This is a genomic window from Streptomyces sp. AK010 (assembly GCF_014207295.1).
GTDB lineage: Bacteria > Actinomycetota > Actinomycetes > Streptomycetales > Streptomycetaceae > Streptomyces > Streptomyces massasporeus.
Genome location: NZ_JACHCX010000019.1, coordinates 52,608 through 70,439, shown reverse-complemented (window position 1 = coordinate 70,439; position 17,832 = coordinate 52,608). Strand labels below are relative to the sequence as shown.

Below are 17,832 nucleotides of genomic sequence, written 5' to 3'. Positions count from 1 at the left end.
CAGAAGGGGAACGCAGGGGGCAGGATGAGCAAGTTGGCGGCACTCAGTGCCGTCAATAGGCCCGATGGTCGACCCCGAGTGCACTCTCCTGAGCCAAGTGGGGGATGGTAGAGACAGTCAGGGCAACCTCGAAGATGAGGCACAACGTCGGTGAGGGAAGACGTGAGCGACAACTCTGTAGTACTGCGGTACGGCGACGGCGAGTACACCTACCCGGTGATCGACAGCACCGTCGGTGACAAGGGCTTCGACATCGGAAAGCTCCGCGCCCAGACCGGTCTGGTGACGCTGGACAGCGGTTACGGCAACACGGCCGCGTACAAATCCGCCGTCACGTACCTGGACGGCGAAGCGGGCATCCTGCGGTACCGCGGCTACCCGATCGAGCAGCTGGCCGAGCGCTCCACCTTCCTGGAGGTCGCCTACCTGCTGATCAACGGCGAGCTGCCGACCGTCGACGAGCTCTCGGTGTTCAAGAACGACATCACGCAGCACACCCTGCTGCACGAGGACGTCAAGAACTTCTACAAGGGCTTCCCGCGCGACGCCCACCCGATGGCCATGCTGTCCTCGGTCGTCTCGGCGCTGTCCACGTTCTACCAGGACAGCCACAACCCGTTCGACGAACGCCAGCGCAACCTCTCGACGATCCGCCTGCTCGCCAAGCTCCCGACGATCGCCGCGTACGCGTACAAGAAGTCGATCGGTCACCCGTTCGTCTACCCGCGCAACGACCTCGGCTACGTCGAGAACTTCCTGCGCATGACGTTCTCGGTCCCGGCGCAGGAGTACGACCTCGACCCGACCGTGGTCTCCGCGCTCGACAAGCTGCTGATCCTGCACGCGGACCACGAGCAGAACTGCTCGACGTCCACGGTCCGCCTGGTCGGCTCCTCGCAGGCGAACATGTTCGCCTCGATCTCCGCCGGCATCAACGCCCTGTGGGGCCCGCTGCACGGCGGCGCCAACCAGTCGGTGCTGGAGATGCTGGAGGGCATCCGCGACTCCGGCGGCGACGTCGACTCCTTCATCCGCAAGGTGAAGAACAAGGAGGACGGCGTCCGCCTGATGGGCTTCGGCCACCGGGTCTACAAGAACTTCGACCCGCGCGCCAAGATCATCAAGGCCGCCGCGCACGACGTGCTGTCCGCCCTCGGCAAGTCCGACGAGCTGCTGGACATCGCGCTGAAGCTGGAGGAGCACGCGCTCTCCGACGACTACTTCGTCCAGCGCAGCCTCTACCCGAACGTCGACTTCTACACCGGCCTGATCTACCGGGCCATGGGCTTCCCGACCGAGATGTTCACGGTCCTGTTCGCCCTCGGCCGGCTGCCGGGCTGGATCGCCCAGTGGCACGAGATGATCAAGGAGCCGGGCTCCCGCATCGGCCGCCCGCGCCAGATCTACACGGGCGTGGTCGAGCGCGACTTCGTGCCCGTCGAGGAGCGCTGAGGCTGCCGCCCAGGAGCCCTGAGGCGCGGTACCGCCAGAGCCCCCGCATCCGGAATCCTGATGCGGGGGCTCTCGCGTGATCCCTGGCGTGGTTCGTGGATCACCGGCCGGTCTCGCGTGATCCCTCACGTGCGCCGCATGATCCCTCACGTGATTTCTTACGCAATGAAGAAGGCGCCCCGGCGTCGGTCCCCCCACGGGCCGACGTCCAGGGCGCCTTCCCAGTCCCGGTACGGATTCCCCCCACGGGATCCGGCCGGGCGTCTGTGAGGACAGCGCCTGAATCGCTGTTGAGCGGAACGAGCAAAACTCGTCGTACTGCTGTGGTGTGCGCTCTGCCGGGACAGCGCACGCCCGGGAGGGCCGCTCAAAGCTTCCCGGCGTACGTGCCCCGGCAACGCTCCCCCAAGCTCTCAACTCCGTTCGAGCAGGGAGGTACCCCCAACTGGAGAAGTCCCCCAAGACATCTCCAGATGCCAGGTGGCGCCCCCCAAGACGCTCCCTGACATCGTCAACTTAGACCTTCGAACCCCTTCGATGGTTACGTTCACATCACTGTGATCTGCGTCTCTCGCATATGTCCGTCAGCTGCGCAAGAGCCCGGATATGCCGACCGGGACCCAAGCGTAAGGATGATGCGCGAGCCTTGTGAAGAGCTTATGTGAGCGCGGCCCGGGACTCCAGAGGGGCTCAAATCACGTTCGCCGTGAACTTAGGGGGAATTCGGGGGACTTCACCGGAATGTCCGCAGTCGCAGACTGTTCGTGACGACGAAGACCGACGAGAACGCCATCGCCGCTCCCGCGATCATCGGGTTCAGCAGCCCCGCGGCGGCCAGCGGCAGCGCCGCAACGTTGTAGCCGAAGGCCCACACCAGATTGCCCTTGATCGTGCCCAGGGTCCGGCGCGAGAGCCGGATCGCGTCCGCGGCCACCCGCAGATCGCCGCGGACCAGGGTCAGGTCGCCCGCCTCGATCGCCGCGTCCGTGCCGGTGCCCATGGCCAGGCCCAGATCGGCGGCGGCGAGCGCGGCCGCGTCGTTGACGCCGTCGCCCACCATCGCGACGACCCGCCCCTCGGCCTGCAGCCGCCGTACCGCGTCGACCTTGTCCTCGGGGAGGACCTCGGCCACCACCTTCTCGATCCCCACGGCCGCGGCCACCGTCTCGGCCACCGCACGGTTGTCCCCGGTCAGCAGCACCGGCGTGAGCCCCAGGGCGCGCAACTCGCGCACGGCCTCGGCGCTGGTCTCCTTGACCGCGTCCGCCACGGCCAGAACGGCCTGCGCCGTCCCGTCCCAGCCGGCCAGGACGGCCGTGTGCCCGGCCCGCTCGGCCTCGTCCCGCGCGCGGGCCAGCTCCGCCGGCACGTCGTCGAAGAGCCGTCCCACGGCGACGTCCCGGCCCTCCACGCGCCCGCGTGCGCCCCGCCCGGGGACGTTCTCGAACCCGTCGACCTCCGGGAGCCGCCCGGCCCTCTCCTCGGCGCCCAGCGCGATCGCACGGGCGACGGGGTGCTCGGAGGCGTGTTCGACGGCGCCGGCCAGACGCAGCACCTCCTTCTCGTCGGTGCCCTCGGCGGCGTGGACCTCCTGGAGGGTCATCCGGCCGGTGGTGACCGTGCCGGTCTTGTCCAGGACGACGGTGTCGACGCGGCGCGTGGACTCCAGTACCTCCGGTCCCTTGATGAGGATGCCGAGCTGGGCGCCGCGGCCCGTGCCGACCATCAGCGCGGTCGGCGTGGCGAGGCCCAGCGCGCACGGGCAGGCGATGATCAGCACCGCGACGGCCGCGGTGAACGCGGCGACGCCGTCGCCCGTCAGTCCGAGCCACGCCCCGGCCGTGGCGACGGCGATCAGCAGCACCACCGGCACGAAGATCCCGGAGATCCGGTCGGCGAGCCGCTGCACCTCGGCCTTGCCGTTCTGCGCGTCCTCCACCAGCTTCGCCATCCGGGCGAGCCGCGTGTCGGCGCCGACCCGGGTGGCCTCGACGACCAGCCGTCCGGCCGCGTTGACCGTCGCGCCGGTGACCGGGTCCCCGGCCGCCACGTCCACCGGCACCGACTCGCCGGTCAGCATCGAGGCGTCCACGGCCGAGGAGCCCTCGACGACCGTGCCGTCGGTGGCGATCTTCTCGCCGGGCCGCACGACGAACCGGTCGCCGACGGCCAGCCGCTGCGCCGGAATCCGCACCTCGCGCCCGCCCCGCAGCACGGCCACGTCCTTGGCGCCCAGTTCCATCAGCACCCTGAGCGCCGCTCCGGCACGGCGCTTGGAGCGGGCCTCCAGCCAGCGGCCCAGCAGGATGAAGGCGGTGACGCCGGAGGCGACCTCCAGGTAGATCGAGGAGGCGCCGTCGCCGCGCGAGACCGTGAACTCGAAGGGGTGCCGCATGCCCGGCATCCCCGCGTCACCGAGGAACAGCGTCCACAGGGACCAGCCGAACGCGGCCAGGGTGCCGAGGGAGACCAGGGTGTCCATGGTGGCGGCGCCGTGCCGGGCGTTCGTCCAGGCGGCCCGGTGGAAGGGCAGCCCGCCCCAGACGACGACCGGCGCGGCGAGGGCCAGCGAGAGCCACTGCCAGTTGTCGAACTGGAGCGCCGGGACCATCGCCAGAAGGATCACGGGCACGGCGAGGGCGGCGGAGACGGCGAGGCGCCCGCGAAGGGCCGTCAGCTCGGGGTCCTCGTCCTCGGCGGTGGAGGCCTCCTCCCGCCGGGGTGCGGGCTCCTCGGCGGTGTACCCGGTCTTCACGACGGTGGCGATCAGATCGGCGACCTCGGTGCCCTCGGGGCAGGTGATCCGGGCCCTCTCCGTCGCGTAGTTCACCGTGGCCGAGACGCCGTCCATCCGGTTGAGCTTCTTCTCGACGCGGGCCGCGCAGGAGGCGCAGGTCATCCCGCCGATGAGCAGCTCGATTTCGGCGAGGGCCGGCTCGCGACCGGCCGGTGCCCGGTCGGTGGTGCTGGTCATGTCCTCACTCCAGGAGATGCGGGGCGCCCGGGGAAACGCAACGGGCCGTACGGGCCGGGGCGGCGGCCGTACGGCCCGTACACGGGTACGAGTGCCAGGTCTGGTGCGTCTCAGGCCCGGCCGGCCAGTTCGAAACCGGCCTCGTCGACGGCGTCGCGTACGGCCTTGTCGTCGATCGGGGCCGCGGAGACGACGGTGACCTCGCCGGTCTTGGCGACGGCCGTCACCGAGCTCACGCCGGGGATCTGGGAGATCTCGCCGGAGACCGCGCCCTCGCAGTGTCCGCAGCTCATGCCGCTCACCTTGAAGACGGTGGTGACGGGGCCCGTGGTGTCGGTCTGGGCGGTCATGTCGTTACTCCTCGTCGAGGCATGTGGGGCTGTGGGGTCCGCTGGGGACCCGCATACCCCACTGTACCCCTAGGGGGTATCGGTTCACGACGCCCGCCGCCGACGCGGCGCCCGGGCCGGCGGCGCTCCCCGGCCCACCGCTAGCGTGCCCCCGCGGGAGCGGGCACGGCATGAGTGAGAGGCGGGTGGATCCATGCGGGCCGTGGTGTTCGAGCGGTACGGGGAGGCTGCCGAGGTGCGGGACGTGCCGGACCCGGAGCCCGCGGAGCACGGGGTCGTCGTGCGGGTCGAGGCCACCGGACTGTGCCGCAGCGACTGGCACGGCTGGCAGGGCCACGACCCCGACATCACGCTGCCGCACGTGCCCGGGCACGAACTCGCCGGGGTCGTCGAGGCGATGGGCGCCCGCGTGACCCGTTGGCGGCCCGGGGACCGGGTCACCGTGCCGTTCATCGTCCGCAGCGGCGTGCTCCGCCCCGACCTGCTGGTGACGTCCACGATCACCCTGGACGAGGTGCCCGCGGCTCTGGCGGCGATGGGGGCCGCGCCGGGAGCGGGGGCGACGGTCATCCGCCCGTGGAGCTGACGGTCATCCACCAGTGGAGCTGACGGTCATCCACCCGTGAAGCCCGTGGAGCTGACTGTCGTCGAACCGTGGAGCTGACGGTCGTCGAACCGTGGAGGTGACGCACGCGCGAACGACCGTGCCCCACCACGGCGGTGGGGCACGGGACCGAGGCAGGGGAGTGGGTCAGTCGGCTCTTCGGCGGTTGCCGGGCCTGGAGGCGACCCAGGCCCGGACCGTGTCGGCGTACCAGTAGGGCTTGCCGCTCTCGACGTGGTCGGGCGGGGGCAGCAGCCCGTGTTTGCGGTAGGACCGCACGGTGTCGGGCTGCACCCGGATGTGTGCCGCGATCTCCTTGTAGGACCAGAGCCTTCGGTCGGCCATGACGTGCACCTCCCCGCGCGCACCGCGGCGGCGGCCGTGGACGGCCGTCCGGGGGAGCCGGGCGCTGCGCTGGCGATCAACAAGCCTGTGCCCGGTCAACGACGCTCGGTGACACGGGGCAGGGCCTGTGCGCCGAATGTGACGGAAGACCTGCGTACTCGTGACACACGTGACACGAGGGAGGTGTTTGTGACACAGCTGCGGCACATGGGCGGGTCCCGGCGTCGGCGGGGTGCCTTGACGCGGATCCGGACAAACGGAAAGCGCTGCCATGATCTGGTCAGAATGTCTGGACAAAACATTGACAGGGCCTCGAGAGGGGGCTACAAAACCGGGGAGAGCCGAGCATCGAGGGGACACCGATGGCGTACGACCTGATCACCATGGGGCGGATCGGAGTGGATCTGTATCCGCTCCAGACCGGCGTCCCGCTGCCGCAGGTCACGTCCTTCGGCAAGTTCCTCGGCGGCTCGGCGAGCAACGTCGCGGTGGCCGCGGCCCGCCTGGGACGGCGCACGGCGCTGATCACCCGCACCGGCGACGACCCCTTCGGCACCTACCTCCACGAGGCCCTGCGGGGCTTCGGCGTGGACGACCGCTGGGTCACCCCGGTCCCCGGCCTGCCCACGCCGGTCACCTTCTGCGAGGTCTTCCCGCCGGACGACTTCCCGCTGTACTTCTACCGGCGGCCCAAGGCCCCCGACCTGGAGATCGACGCCCACGAACTCGACCTCGACGCCATCCGCGACGCCCGGGTCTTCTGGGTCACGGGCACGGGCCTGAGCGAGGAGCCGAGCCGCACGGCGACCCTCGCTGCCCTCGCTCACCGCGCCAAGGCCGGCACCACGGTCTTCGACCTCGACTGGCGCCCGATGTTCTGGAGCGACCCGGAGGCCGCGCGGCCCTTCTACGCGGAGGCCCTGCGCCACACCACCGTCGCCGTCGGCAACCTCGACGAGGTGGAGGTCGCCACCGGCGTGCGCGAACCCCACGCCGCCGCCCGCGCCCTGCTCGACGCGGGCGTCGAACTGGCCGTCGTCAAGCAGGGCCCCAAGGGCGTCCTCGCGGTGAACAGCGCCGGTGAGAGCGCCGAGGTCCCGCCGCTGCCGGTGAACGTCCTCAACGGACTCGGCGCCGGCGACGCCTTCGGCGGCAGCCTCGTCCACGGCCTGCTGGCCGGCTGGGACCTGGAGAAGACCATGCGGCACGCCAACGCCGCCGGTGCCATCGTCGCCTCCCGCCTGGAGTGCTCCTCCGCGATGCCCACGCCGGACGAGATCGAGGCGGCCGTCACCGCGGGGGCCGTCCAGTGACCGTCGACGTCTCCGAACTCGTCCGCCTGCGCGGCCAACGCCCGGAGGCGATCGCCGAGGCCGCCGCCCGCCGCCCCCGCCGGCCGCTGCTGAACGGCGACGGCCGCCTGATGATCGTCGCCGCCGACCACCCCGCCCGCGGCGCCCTCGGCGTCGGCGGCCGTGCCCTCGCCATGGCCAACCGTGCCGACCTCCTCGAACGCCTCTGCCTGGCCCTGTCCCGCCCCGGCGTGGACGGCGTCCTCGCCACCGCCGACATCCTCGACGACCTGCTCCTGCTCGGCGCCCTCGACGGCAAGGTCGTCGTCGGCTCGATGAACCGCGGCGGCCTCCAGGGCGCCCGCTTCGAACTCGACGACCGCTTCACCGGCCACCGCCCCGAGGACATCGAGCGCCTCGGCTTCGACGCGGGCAAGCTGCTTGTGCGCATCGACTACGACGACCCGGGCTCGCTGACCACCCTGGAGTCCACCGCCCGGGCCGTCGACGCCATGGCCGCCCGGCGGCTCCCCGTCTTCGTCGAGCCGTTCATCAGCCACCGCGACGAACGGGGCCGGCTCCGCAACGACCTCTCCGCCGAGGCCGTGACCAAGTCGATCGCCATCGCCTCGGGCCTCGGCGGCAGTTCCGCCTACACCTGGCTCAAGGTCCCGGTCACCGACAACCCCGACGACATGGCCGAGGTCATGGCGGCCTCCACGCTGCCCGCCGTACTGCTGGGCGGCGAGGTGGGCGACGATCAGGACGGGGCGTACGAGAAATGGCGCGGCGCCCTCCAACTGCCCACCGTGTGCGGGCTGGTCGTGGGACGTTCGTTGCTGTACCCGGCGGACGGGGATGTGGCCGCCGCCGTGGACACCGCCGTCGGACTGCTGTGAGGGCCGCCTCATGACCACCCACACCGTCACCACGGGCGACAGCGCACAAGACCGAGCTTTCCCTCACCCGGGCAGGTCCCGGGCCCAGATCGCCTCCGGCGCGGGAGGCCGCTTTGCTTTGGCAGGAGCGAAGAGCGAGCGACAACTCCCCGCCCGCTACGGCCCCGCGCCGGAGGTCCCCCGCAGGAGGCGTTCCGCCGAGAAGGAGCGGGCGCCCGCGCACGGCGTGAACGCCCGCCGCGGCCGACGCGTACCCGTGACCACCCCGAGGGAAGGACGACGATGACGTCGACGACGAGGCTGACGGTCGCACAGGCGCTCGTGCGCTTCCTGTCCGCCCAGTACACCGAACGCGACGGCGTCCGGCAGCGGCTCATCGGCGCCACCTGGGGCATCTTCGGCCACGGCAACGTCGCCGGCATCGGCCAGGCGCTCCTGGAGCACGCCGAGCAGATGCCGTACCACCAGGGCCGCAACGAACAGGCCATGGTGCACGCGGCGGTCGGCTACGCCCGCCAGTCGAACCGCCTGTCCACGCACGCGGTGACGACCTCCATCGGCCCCGGCGCCACCAACCTCGTCACCGGCGCCGCCCTCGCGACCATCAACCACCTGCCGGTGCTGCTCCTGCCCGGTGACATCTTCGCCACGCGCCCCGCCGACCCGGTCCTCCAGCAGCTCGAAGTCCCGTACGCGGGCGACGTGTCGGTCAACGACTGCCTGCGCCCGGTGTCGAGGTACTTCGACCGGATCACCCGGCCCGAGGCTCTGATCCCCTCGGCGCTGAACGCGATGCGCGTCCTCACCGACCCCGTCGAGACCGGCGCCGTCACCCTCGCCCTGCCCCAGGACGTGCAGGCCGAGGCGTACGACTGGCCCGAGGAGTTCTTCGCCGAGCGCGTCTGGACCGTACGGCGTCCCGGCGCCGACCCGGCGGAACTGGCCGAGGCGGTACGGATCATCCGCTCGGCGAAGAGGCCCCTGCTCGTCGCGGGCGGCGGCGTCCACCACAGCCGCGCCGAGGACGCCCTCGCCGAGTTCGCCGAGACCACCGGCATACCGGTCGCCTCCACCCAGGCCGGCAAGGGCTCCCTGCGCCACGACCACCCCCAGGACGTCGGCGGCGTCGGCCACACCGGCACCGCCACCGCGGACGAACTCGCCCGCACCGCCGACCTGGTGATCGGCGTCGGCACCCGCTACACCGACTTCACCACCGCCTCCGGCACGCTGTTCAGCAACCCGGACGTCCGGTTCCTCAACCTCAACATCGCGCCCTACGACGGCCACAAGCTCGCCGGGCAGCCCCTGGTCGCCGACGCCCGCAGCGGCCTCCAGGAGCTCACCGGCGCACTCCGGATGCACGCCCACCGGGTCGCCGGCACCTACGCCACCGAGTACACCGAGGACAAGGAGCGCTGGGAGCAGCGCGTCGACGCCTGCTACGAGGTGGACGAACCGGACACGCGCCCGACCCAGCCGCAGGTCCTCGGCGCCCTGGACGAGATCGCCGACGAGTCGGACATCCTGATCAACGCCGCCGGCTCCCTCCCCGGCGACCTGCACAAACTGTGGCGGACCCGGTCGCCCGACCAGTACCACCTGGAGTACGGCTACTCCTGCATGGGCTACGAGATCCCGGCCGCCATCGGTGTGAAGCTGGCCGCTCCCGACCGGCCCGTGTGGGCGCTGGTCGGCGACGGCACGTACCTGATGATGCCGACGGAGATCGTCACGGCCGTGCAGGAGGGCGTCGCGATCAAGGTCCTGATCGTCCAGAACCACGGCTACGCGTCCATCGGCGGCCTGTCGGAGTCGGTGGGCGGCGAGCGGTTCGGCACCGCCTACCGCTACCCCTCCGAGGACGGCTCGTACACCGGGCCGCCGCTGCCCGTGGACCTCGCCGCCAACGCGGCCAGCCTCGGCATGCGCGTCCTGCGCGCGAAGACCGTCCGGGACCTGCGGGAGGCCCTCGCCGAGGCCCGGGCGGCCGACACTCCCACATGTGTCTACGTCGAGACCCAAACGGCAGACACAGTGTCGGGCGCGCCTCCCGCGCAGGCCTGGTGGGATGTACCCGTGGCCGAGACCGCGACACGGCCGTCCGCGGTCAAGGCACGTGAGCTGTACGAACGGCACGTCTCCACCCGACGCCGCCATCTGTGAAGGAGTTCTGGGCCATGACGAAGACCGTCAACCACTGGATCGGCGGCAAGACCGTCGAAGGCGCCTCGGGCACGTACGGGCCGGTGACCGATCCGGCGACCGGCGAGGTGACGACGAAGGTCGCGTTCGCCTCGGTCGACGAGGTGGACGCGGCGGTCGCCGCCGCCAAGGAGGCCTACCTGACCTGGGGCCAGTCCTCGCTGGCCCAGCGCACCTCGATCCTGTTCAAGTTCCGGGCGCTGCTGGACGCCAACCGGGACGCGATCGCCGAGCTGATCACCGCCGAGCACGGCAAGGTGCACAGCGACGCCCTCGGTGAGGTCGCGCGCGGCCTGGAGATCGTCGACCTCGCCTGCGGCATCAGCGTGCAGCTGAAGGGCGAGCTGTCCACGCAGGTCGCCAGCCGTGTCGACGTCTCCTCGATCCGCCAGCCGCTCGGTGTCGTCGCGGGCATCACCCCGTTCAACTTCCCGGCGATGGTGCCGATGTGGATGTTCCCCATCGCCATCGCGTGCGGCAACACCTTCGTGCTGAAGCCGTCCGAGAAGGACCCCTCGGCCTCGCTGAAGATCGCGGAGCTGCTGTCCGAGGCGGGCCTGCCCGACGGCGTCTTCAACGTCGTCCACGGCGACAAGGTGGCCGTGGACCGCCTGCTGGAGCACCCGGACGTCAAGGCTGTCTCCTTCGTCGGCTCGACCCCGATCGCCCGCTACATCCACACCACCGCCTCCGCCAACGGCAAGCGCGTGCAGGCCCTCGGCGGCGCCAAGAACCACATGCTGGTGCTGCCGGACGCCGACCTCGACGCGGCCGCCGACGCCGCCGTGTCGGCCGCCTACGGCTCGGCCGGCGAGCGCTGCATGGCCATCTCCGCGGTCGTCGCGGTCGGCTCGATCGGCGACGAACTGGTGGAGAAGATCCGCGAGCGCGCCGAGAAGATCAAGATCGGCCCGGGCAACGACCCGACCTCCGAGATGGGCCCGCTCATCACCAAGGTCCACCGCGACAAGGTCGCCTCCTACGTCGAGGGCGCGGCGGCCGAGGGCTGCGAGGTCGTCCTGGACGGCACCGGCCATACAGTCGACGGCTTCGAGAACGGCCACTGGATCGGCATCTCGCTGCTCGACAAGGTGCCCACGTCCGCCAAGGCCTACCAGGACGAGATCTTCGGTCCGGTGCTGACCGTGCTGCGCACCGAGACCTACGAGGAGGCCCTGGACCTCATCAACGCCTCGCCGTTCGGCAACGGCACCGCGATCTTCACCCGGGACGGCGGCGCGGCCCGCCGCTTCCAGCTGGAGGTCGAGGCCGGCATGGTCGGCATCAACGTCCCGATCCCGGTCCCCGTGGGCTACCACTCCTTCGGCGGCTGGAAGGACTCGCTCTTCGGCGACCACCACATCTACGGCAACGACGGCACGCACTTCTACACCCGCGGCAAGGTCGTCACCACGCGCTGGCCCGACCCGGCCGACGCCCCGGCGGGTGTGGACCTGGGCTTCCCGCGCAATCACTGAACTTCGTCAAGCCGTCCGGCACACAGGCCTCACCGGTCATGCTCAGTGCTCACGGACCGCCTTTGACCACTCGTCACTGGGGTCGATCAGCTCCAGGTTGTCCCGTACCGGTGGGGCGGTTGGTGCGTTGGCTGGGCATGGGCGGGGTGATCTCAGCAGATGACTCGAAGTGGATCGAGCCGTTCTCCGGGCTGACCGAGTCGCAGTTCGCCAGGCCGGCGGCGTGGTCCGGCGCCGGGGCGGTGTCGTGCAGCGCGGCCGGCCGTGGCGGCTGCCGCTGGAGTCAGGGCACGAGTCTGAGAAGCCTGTTGGGTGAACCGGGCCCGATGTCGTTCAGGACTCCGGTTGTCGCCCCGTTCACGAGGGCGTTGCGTACGGTCGCCGGACCGGCACTGGGGTGCGAGGTGAGGTAGACGGCCGCGGCTCCCGCGACATGGGGGGTCGCCATGGATGTGCCGGAGAGCGTGGCCGTCGCCGTGTCGCTGGTGTTCCAGCCGGCGGTGATCAAGGAACCGGGGGCGAACATGTCGAGCAGGGGACCGTAGTTCGAGAAACTGGATCTGCGGTCCGTCAGGGTAGTGGCCCCCACGGTGAGGGCGGAACTCACACGGGCGGGTGAGAAGGAGGCGGCGTTCGCGTTCGCGTTGCCGGCGGCCACCGCGTAGGTGACACCCGACGCGATGGAGTTCCTCACCGCGGAGTCCAGTGCCGTGCTGATGCCGGCGCCCAGGGACATGTTGGCGACCGCGGGCCTGACGCGACGCAACGTGACCCAGTCGACACCCGCGATGACACCGGAGAGGGTGCCTGACCCACTGTTGTTCAGAACGCGCACCGACACGATCTTGGACTGCTTCGCCACGCCGTACGTCCTGCCGGCGACCGTGGTGGCAACGTGCGTTCCGTGACCGTTGCCGTCAGAAGCGTTGGTGTCACGGTCGACGAAGTCGTAGCCGTGCCTGGCGCGCCCCGCGATCTCGGTATGCGTGATGCGCACTCCCGTGTCGATCACGTACACGGTCGCAGCCTTGCCGGCCGTCTCCGGATAGGAGTACGCCAGGTCGAGCGGAGGCCGGGGCTGGTCGATACGGTCGAGGCCCCACGGAGGGGCGTACTGGGTCGCCTCGAGTTGGACCGTCTGGTCCTGCTCGATGAACTCCACGGCCGGGTCCTCTGCCAAACCTCTCGCTCCGGAGGCGCTGATACGGATGGCGTAGCCGTTGAGTACGGCGTCGTAGGTCCAGTCCACGGTGGCGCCGTACTTGGCCATCAGATCTTCGCCTTTGGTGGAGTTCGCCCTGAACCCGGCGGACTCCTTCAGTACAACGATGTAGCCGTTCTCGACCGCGTTGGCGGAATCCTCTTGCAGGATCCTTCCTGCGGACGGGGTGGCTTCGGCGGGCAGAGCGGTACCGCCCCCGATGACGGCCGCCGCAGCCATAGCGGAGATCGCTGCGACGATCCGCCGTCGGACGGTGAAGATTTCGCGCATCCTGAATGGCCTTCCTGACGTGTTGGCTGACGCTGATTCGAGGATGACCTGGCTGTTAGTCAATACAATGTGCTATTAGCCCTTTTGGTCCTTAATCACCTCCAAGGGCTTACAGATCACCAACGGATCCTCCCGGCCTTGCCGACTGCGCTCGTGGCGTCGGGCGATGATCCTGCACGGGAGAATCGTGTGCGTGGCGGTCGGCTCCCCAGGCCGGTCGAGCGGCCGGAGCCGGGCCCCGCACACTTAGGGGTCCTTTCACTATGCCCGTCCGGGTCGCGCGGCCTGGTGCCGCACCTCGCCGCGTTGCCGAAAAGCCCTAGTAGCTCCGCTACGAGGGCTTCCCGGCGCCTTGCGACGCACGGCACCAGACCACGCGCCCTGATCGGACGCTCATAGTGAAAGGACCCCTTAACGGCCGCTCAAGGATCGAACTGCCGCAGGCATGGAGAAGCCGCTCCAGGTGCCCCGTCCACGACTTCGGCAGACCGGCTCGGACCACCAGCGCCCGACCCTTCGGCGACGCCCGCGCTGGCTCCAACTCCCCATCCCCTGCTCGGCATGATCTGTACTCAGCGCACTGACCTGAGCCGGCATACCCGCTGGTACCGACGTCGTGACGGAAGTTGGCGCCAAGCACATGCAGGCACGGGGCGATTCCGGAGGCGCGTCACCCGAGTGGCGGATGGCCATGGTTCGCCGTGTTGCAGAGCTCATCCCGACCGTGGTCACATCTTCCCGCCAAAGGCGCTTAAGGAACATTTCGCGCCGAGATCGAGCGGCTGGCCGCCCGGGCGGCCAGCCGAATTGAACACCTTGGAGAACCAGTGCCTCATCGCATGCTCCGTTCTGCGGCCACCGCGCTGCTGGTTTCAGCGCCACTCATCGCTGCCGCGCCCGCGCAGGCTGCTCCTCAGCACCCCTTCCCCTGCAGCGTCGGCAGCCACGCGGCCACCAGCAAGCTGGTCAAGAAGTTCACGGTCAGCGTCACCTGCGACCAGAAGCGGACCGTAAGCATCCGCATCACCTCGGGCGACACGGAACTCGCGAACGTGAAGAAGACCGTCAAGGCGGGTGTCGAGGAGAGCGTCACTGTCACCGCGCCCAGGGCCCCGGTCTGCGCAACGCTGAAGACCGATGGTGAGAGCTTCAAGATCTGCGGCTGACTCGGCCCCGCTCCGTCAGTCCTCTAGCGACGCCGCCGCCCACTCCACGATCCCCAAGGCTTGGGTGGGCGACGGCCGTCACCGGCACTCAGGCGCAGCCCAGGGCCGCCGACGCCAGATGGCCGATGGTGGGGCCACCATGAGGTGATCGATGCGAGCGCGCCCTCCTCGGTGACGGTCCGGCAGACAAAGACGAAAACCTGAACGGCACCCTCGGTGCTCTCCACGATCGTGCGCGCTCACCAACGCGCGGCCGGGGCCCGCAGAACGGGCCCCGGCCAACGCGCTTGACGACTGGGCCTCACCCGGTCCCCCGGCGGATGACCACGAGGTTTCATTGCGCAGCTGTCGGCAAATACCACCCCTAGCCTTCGTCTCCACCGCCGGACAGGCCGCCGCTATGCCCGCTTTGACCTACGCGACGGCGGTCCGCGTGTTCCCCCGGCGCGCCACAGACAGTCCCGCACCACGGCCGGCACCGGCTTCGGCTGGGAAGCCGGGCAGCAGGCCACCGGCCTTCGACCGCGCCGCCTCCGAGCAGCGCACCACGTCGAGCAGTGCGTCAACCGCCTGAGCAGCGGCGAGGCATCGCCACTCGCCATAAGAGGGCCGCGTACTCCGTCGAGGAATAAGGGCGTGAGCCCACTCTGCTGGTTAACCGGTGTGTCATTACTCCGATGGGTTGATCGACCCGTCGCCACCAGGGAAATTGCGCACTCATATGATCCGTCTAAGGGGGCCATGTGGATGAAGTTCCGGAGCTACGGGCATTCCAAGTGGAGCGTGCCCCGGAGTTGAGGCAATATTGGTTTTGTTCTTCCAGCCTGGAAGAAACAGAACGGAGATATCAATGCGCAAGAACGTGAAGCGCGGGGCTGCGGCGGCCCTCGCGGCGGCGGCCCTTCTCGCCGGTTCCGCCTCGGTTGCCAGCGCCGGCGACTTCGACGAGCCGGGCATCGTCATCGTCAACGAGAACGAGAACACCAACACCAACAGCAACGACAACGACAACTCGGCGACCGCCACGGCCACCGCCACGGTCGAGCTTACTGAAGAGGCCGCCCCGGCTCCCGCCCCGGCTGCCGCCCCTGCGGCGCAGAGCTCTGCCTCGGACCCGAGCATCCTGGGTTTCCTGCTGGCGGCGCTGTGACGCTGGGCTGAGCCCATACAGTCGACTGGTGATTGTTCGAGTCCAGCTCGACGGCTATTCGATTCTCTCGATCGGGGATCGTGGCTCGACCTGCAGCGTTTCTCCCTGACTGGCGGATGGGGCTACGTCCTCATCCGCCGGGGAAGAGGAGACCCGCTCGAAGGGTGGCAAGCCAAGGCGAATGCGCGGCCTCGAGCCGCGCATTTCGTTTGCCCTCGCCCCCGAATGATTCCAGGGTAATTTTGTGCATTCCTCTTGTGCATTCTTAGAGGCTGGTCGCCTGTGGTGGTCGGCCCCTCCTTGTCCTCCTTGTTTTATCCGTCTGACTCGAGTTGGAGTGCAGTCATTTCTTTGGCCTGCCTGAGCGCTTGATCATCAGCATCACCTGAAGCGCAGGGCCATATGGGTGAAGTTTCGGACTCAGAGCCCATCCAAGTTGTGCGGTCTCCAGTGTCACGGAAGGATCTGATTCGTTCTTCCAACGGGGAAGAAAACTGGATCGGAGAAAGTAATGCGTATGACCATGAAGCGTGGGGCTGCGTCGACCCTCGCGGTGGTGGCCCTTCTCGCGGGTTCCGCTTCCGCTGCCAGCGCCGTCTGCGACGACGACGAAAACGGCCGCGACGGCTCCATTGTCATCGTCAACGAGAACGAAAACACCAACAGCAACACCAACAGCAACACCAACACCGCTACGGCCACGGCCACGGTGGTAATCGCCGACCTCCTCGACGCGGGCGTCTGAACAGCCTGATCCCTTTGGGTCCGGGTTTCGACAGTTCGAATACCGTTCGGCGGTTTGGGGCCTTATCTCGATTCCTCGGGATGGAGCTCTGATCTGAAATCGTCCCTCCCTTACGGGCGGATGGGGTGAACATCCTCATTGGCGGAGGGAGGGGCGATTTCGTTCCATTGCGTCAATCGCCTGAGTGCCGGTTGCGGCCATCCTTTCCGATGGCCTCCTCTCAAGGTGCTTGGAGATATCAGCCGCCGGCCTGGCGACCTTCCTTCATTGATTGACGTACATTCGCATCTGTTTCCGAACGGACGCCGTTCGGATGATGCTTGAAGGAGGTTGGCCGGTAAGGGTGTCACCCACCTATTTCGGCTTTCCTGCAGATGGGCATTCGGTTCCGCTTTTTGGGTGAAGGAGGCTATAAGGCGCATAGTTGAGATGGTGTGAGTGGTATGATCATCTTGCCACGATGCCCGGATATGCGAAAGTTCGGTTCGTGTAAATCCGAGGCGAGGCTCTGGCTGGTCAAGCAGTCATCAGTTGAGAAAACCCCTGACTGCATCCACCGGTGCTCGGATTGTGGGGGCTGGCACTTCATCGCAACCCGCCACTGGGCCAGCCAGGAAAACAAGCGGAGGGGAGACTCTGGGAGGAGGAATTGTGGCCCCGTCCCTCCGTCGCAAAAAGAGAGGGAAACGCTGAGGGGACATCCGCGCGCCGTGGCACACAGCCCGGCGAGCTGGATCCCACTCAGTCGTTCCCCTGGTCGTTTCCACGGTGCTCCTGTACCGGATTCCCCGTAGCACCTGCCGGTCCGTCATGGGTGAGGTTCGTTGACGCGTCGGCTCGATTGCTGCGGCATGGGCCTACCCTGAGGATTCTCTCTTCTGGTCAGGGTCGGCTGTTCCCCTTTTCTCTTTCCTTGAGCAGGAAGACGACGATGCGAAAGAAACTGAGCAAGGGGCTGGTTGTGGCTGCGGCCGCGACGAGCATTCTGCCCCTGTACGGCATTCCGGCGTTGGCCAACTCGCATGGCGAGGCTCTCCCCAACGCCTGCGGCCACTCCTCTGGTGGGGCAGCCGTGAACGGCCCCTCCTCTGGGAACGGCTGCACCAGCGGCACCAACGCGCAGGGGTCGAACGGCGCCCCCGGCACCGCTCGCATCGACGGCTCGGACGAGCGGGAGAGCTATGCCGACACGGTGGTCAAGCGCGCTCTGGCCACGTTGAAGGACAAGCAGTCGGCCGCCGTACCCGTAGGCGACGGCAGCGACGACACGGACGGCAGCAGCCGCGTTGCCACCGCGAGCGGTGACGAGGATGGCGGTGAGGGTAAGGGCTCTTACGGCAGTGAGGAGTCGGAGGAGCCGACCGGCGCCGCTGCGACGCCGGCCCCCAGCACGCTGCCGGCAGAGGTGAAGCCGTCCGAGTCGCAGGACAGCGGCTACGGGGACGACGACGACGGCGGTTACCGCGACGAGAAGCCCGGGTACGGGGAAGACAAGCCCGAGTACGGGAAGGACAAGCCCGGGTACGGGGAAGACAAGCCCGAGTACGGGAAGGACAAGCCCGGGTACGGGGAAGACAAGCCCGAGTACGGGAAGGACAAGCCCGGGTACGGGGAAGACAAGCCCGGGTACGGGAAGGACAAGCCCGGGTACGGGGAAGACAAGCCCGGGTACGGGAAGGA

The 17,832-nt window shown here is 68.9% G+C and carries 12 protein-coding genes and 3 pseudogenes; 11 read left to right on the top strand and 4 right to left on the bottom strand.

The features are described from left to right. The first annotated feature begins 162 nt into the window (after window positions 1–162). Window positions 163–1,452, top strand: coding sequence for a citrate synthase (locus HDC93_RS29875; protein ID WP_185013956.1), 1,290 nt, complete (start codon window positions 163–165; stop codon window positions 1,450–1,452). 733 nt (window positions 1,453–2,185) lie between these two features. Here the strand turns inward: HDC93_RS29875 and HDC93_RS29870 are convergent. Beyond that, window positions 2,186–4,426: a cation-translocating P-type ATPase gene (locus HDC93_RS29870; protein WP_185013955.1), complete on the bottom strand. Its 2,241-nt coding sequence runs from the start codon at window positions 4,424–4,426 to the stop codon at window positions 2,186–2,188. 110 nt (window positions 4,427–4,536) lie between these two features. After that, window positions 4,537–4,776: a heavy-metal-associated domain-containing protein gene (locus HDC93_RS29865; protein WP_185013954.1), complete on the bottom strand. Its 240-nt coding sequence runs from the start codon at window positions 4,774–4,776 to the stop codon at window positions 4,537–4,539. A gap of 193 nt (window positions 4,777–4,969) precedes the next feature. On the opposite strand from HDC93_RS29865, the pseudogene HDC93_RS29860 reads away from it, so the two are divergent. Further along, a pseudogene (locus HDC93_RS29860) lies at window positions 4,970–5,242 on the top strand (alcohol dehydrogenase catalytic domain-containing protein); the annotation flags it as partial. Between the two features lie 285 nt (window positions 5,243–5,527). Here the strand turns inward: HDC93_RS29860 and HDC93_RS29855 are convergent. Beyond that, window positions 5,528–5,725 (bottom strand): AlpA family transcriptional regulator, encoded by a 198-nt coding sequence (locus HDC93_RS29855; RefSeq protein WP_185013953.1) that lies wholly within the window; start codon window positions 5,723–5,725, stop codon window positions 5,528–5,530. Window positions 5,726–6,087: 362 nt separating this feature from the next. Between HDC93_RS29855 and iolC the strand changes: the two genes are divergently transcribed. The 5 genes and pseudogenes from iolC to HDC93_RS29830 form a co-directional block, all read left to right on the top strand. Further along, window positions 6,088–7,038 carry a 5-dehydro-2-deoxygluconokinase gene (iolC, locus tag HDC93_RS29850; protein ID WP_185013952.1) on the top strand — a complete coding sequence of 317 codons (951 nt, stop codon included), beginning with the start codon at window positions 6,088–6,090 and terminating at the stop codon, window positions 7,036–7,038. Next, the gene (locus HDC93_RS29845) at window positions 7,035–7,916 is read left to right on the top strand and encodes a deoxyribose-phosphate aldolase (protein WP_185013951.1); all 882 of its coding nucleotides are present in this window, start codon (window positions 7,035–7,037) and stop codon (window positions 7,914–7,916) included. The genes iolC and HDC93_RS29845 overlap by 4 nt, the downstream gene beginning before the upstream one ends. Window positions 7,917–8,198: 282 nt before the next feature. Continuing rightward, complete coding sequence (iolD, locus tag HDC93_RS29840; protein ID WP_185013950.1) at window positions 8,199–10,082, top strand: 3D-(3,5/4)-trihydroxycyclohexane-1,2-dione acylhydrolase (decyclizing); 1,884 nt, start codon at window positions 8,199–8,201, stop codon at window positions 10,080–10,082. 14 nt (window positions 10,083–10,096) lie between these two features. Further along, window positions 10,097–11,599 carry a CoA-acylating methylmalonate-semialdehyde dehydrogenase gene (mmsA, locus tag HDC93_RS29835; RefSeq protein WP_185013949.1) on the top strand — a complete coding sequence of 501 codons (1,503 nt, stop codon included), beginning with the start codon at window positions 10,097–10,099 and terminating at the stop codon, window positions 11,597–11,599. A gap of 137 nt (window positions 11,600–11,736) precedes the next feature. Further along, window positions 11,737–11,882: pseudogene (locus HDC93_RS29830) on the top strand (IS5/IS1182 family transposase); the annotation flags it as partial. On the opposite strand, the gene HDC93_RS29825 reads toward HDC93_RS29830, so the two are convergent. Then, window positions 11,883–13,091 carry a S8 family peptidase gene (locus HDC93_RS29825; protein ID WP_185013948.1) on the bottom strand — a complete coding sequence of 403 codons (1,209 nt, stop codon included), beginning with the start codon at window positions 13,089–13,091 and terminating at the stop codon, window positions 11,883–11,885. It lies immediately after the preceding pseudogene. An 839-nt stretch (window positions 13,092–13,930) separates the two neighbouring features. On the opposite strand from HDC93_RS29825, the gene HDC93_RS29820 reads away from it, so the two are divergent. From HDC93_RS29820 to HDC93_RS29805, 4 genes and pseudogenes are all read left to right on the top strand, one after another. Then, the gene (locus tag HDC93_RS29820) at window positions 13,931–14,257 is read left to right on the top strand and encodes a hypothetical protein (RefSeq protein WP_185013947.1); all 327 of its coding nucleotides are present in this window, start codon (window positions 13,931–13,933) and stop codon (window positions 14,255–14,257) included. Window positions 14,258–15,107: 850 nt separating this feature from the next. After that, window positions 15,108–15,407, top strand: a complete 300-nt coding sequence (locus tag HDC93_RS29815) for a hypothetical protein (RefSeq protein WP_185013946.1) — start codon at window positions 15,108–15,110, stop codon at window positions 15,405–15,407. Between the two features lie 517 nt (window positions 15,408–15,924). Beyond that, entirely contained in the window at window positions 15,925–16,152 is a 228-nt protein-coding gene (locus HDC93_RS29810) for a hypothetical protein (RefSeq protein WP_185013945.1), read from the top strand. A gap of 913 nt (window positions 16,153–17,065) precedes the next feature. Further along, window positions 17,066–17,832, top strand: a pseudogene (locus tag HDC93_RS29805) (hypothetical protein); the annotation flags it as partial.

Coding starts and splice junctions, on each gene's coding strand:
- HDC93_RS29865 (WP_185013954.1), bottom strand. CDS start 4,776: ATGACCGCCCAGACCGACACCACGGGCCCCGTCACCACCGTCTTCAAG.
- iolD (WP_185013950.1), top strand. CDS start 8,199: ATGACGTCGACGACGAGGCTGACGGTCGCACAGGCGCTCGTGCGCTTC.
- HDC93_RS29855 (WP_185013953.1), bottom strand. CDS start 5,725: ATGGCCGACCGAAGGCTCTGGTCCTACAAGGAGATCGCGGCACACATC.
- iolC (WP_185013952.1), top strand. CDS start 6,088: ATGGCGTACGACCTGATCACCATGGGGCGGATCGGAGTGGATCTGTAT.
- HDC93_RS29825 (WP_185013948.1), bottom strand. CDS start 13,091: ATGCGCGAAATCTTCACCGTCCGACGGCGGATCGTCGCAGCGATCTCC.
- mmsA (WP_185013949.1), top strand. CDS start 10,097: ATGACGAAGACCGTCAACCACTGGATCGGCGGCAAGACCGTCGAAGGC.
- HDC93_RS29815 (WP_185013946.1), top strand. CDS start 15,108: ATGCGCAAGAACGTGAAGCGCGGGGCTGCGGCGGCCCTCGCGGCGGCG.
- HDC93_RS29820 (WP_185013947.1), top strand. CDS start 13,931: ATGCTCCGTTCTGCGGCCACCGCGCTGCTGGTTTCAGCGCCACTCATC.
- HDC93_RS29870 (WP_185013955.1), bottom strand. CDS start 4,426: ATGACCAGCACCACCGACCGGGCACCGGCCGGTCGCGAGCCGGCCCTC.
- HDC93_RS29810 (WP_185013945.1), top strand. CDS start 15,925: ATGACCATGAAGCGTGGGGCTGCGTCGACCCTCGCGGTGGTGGCCCTT.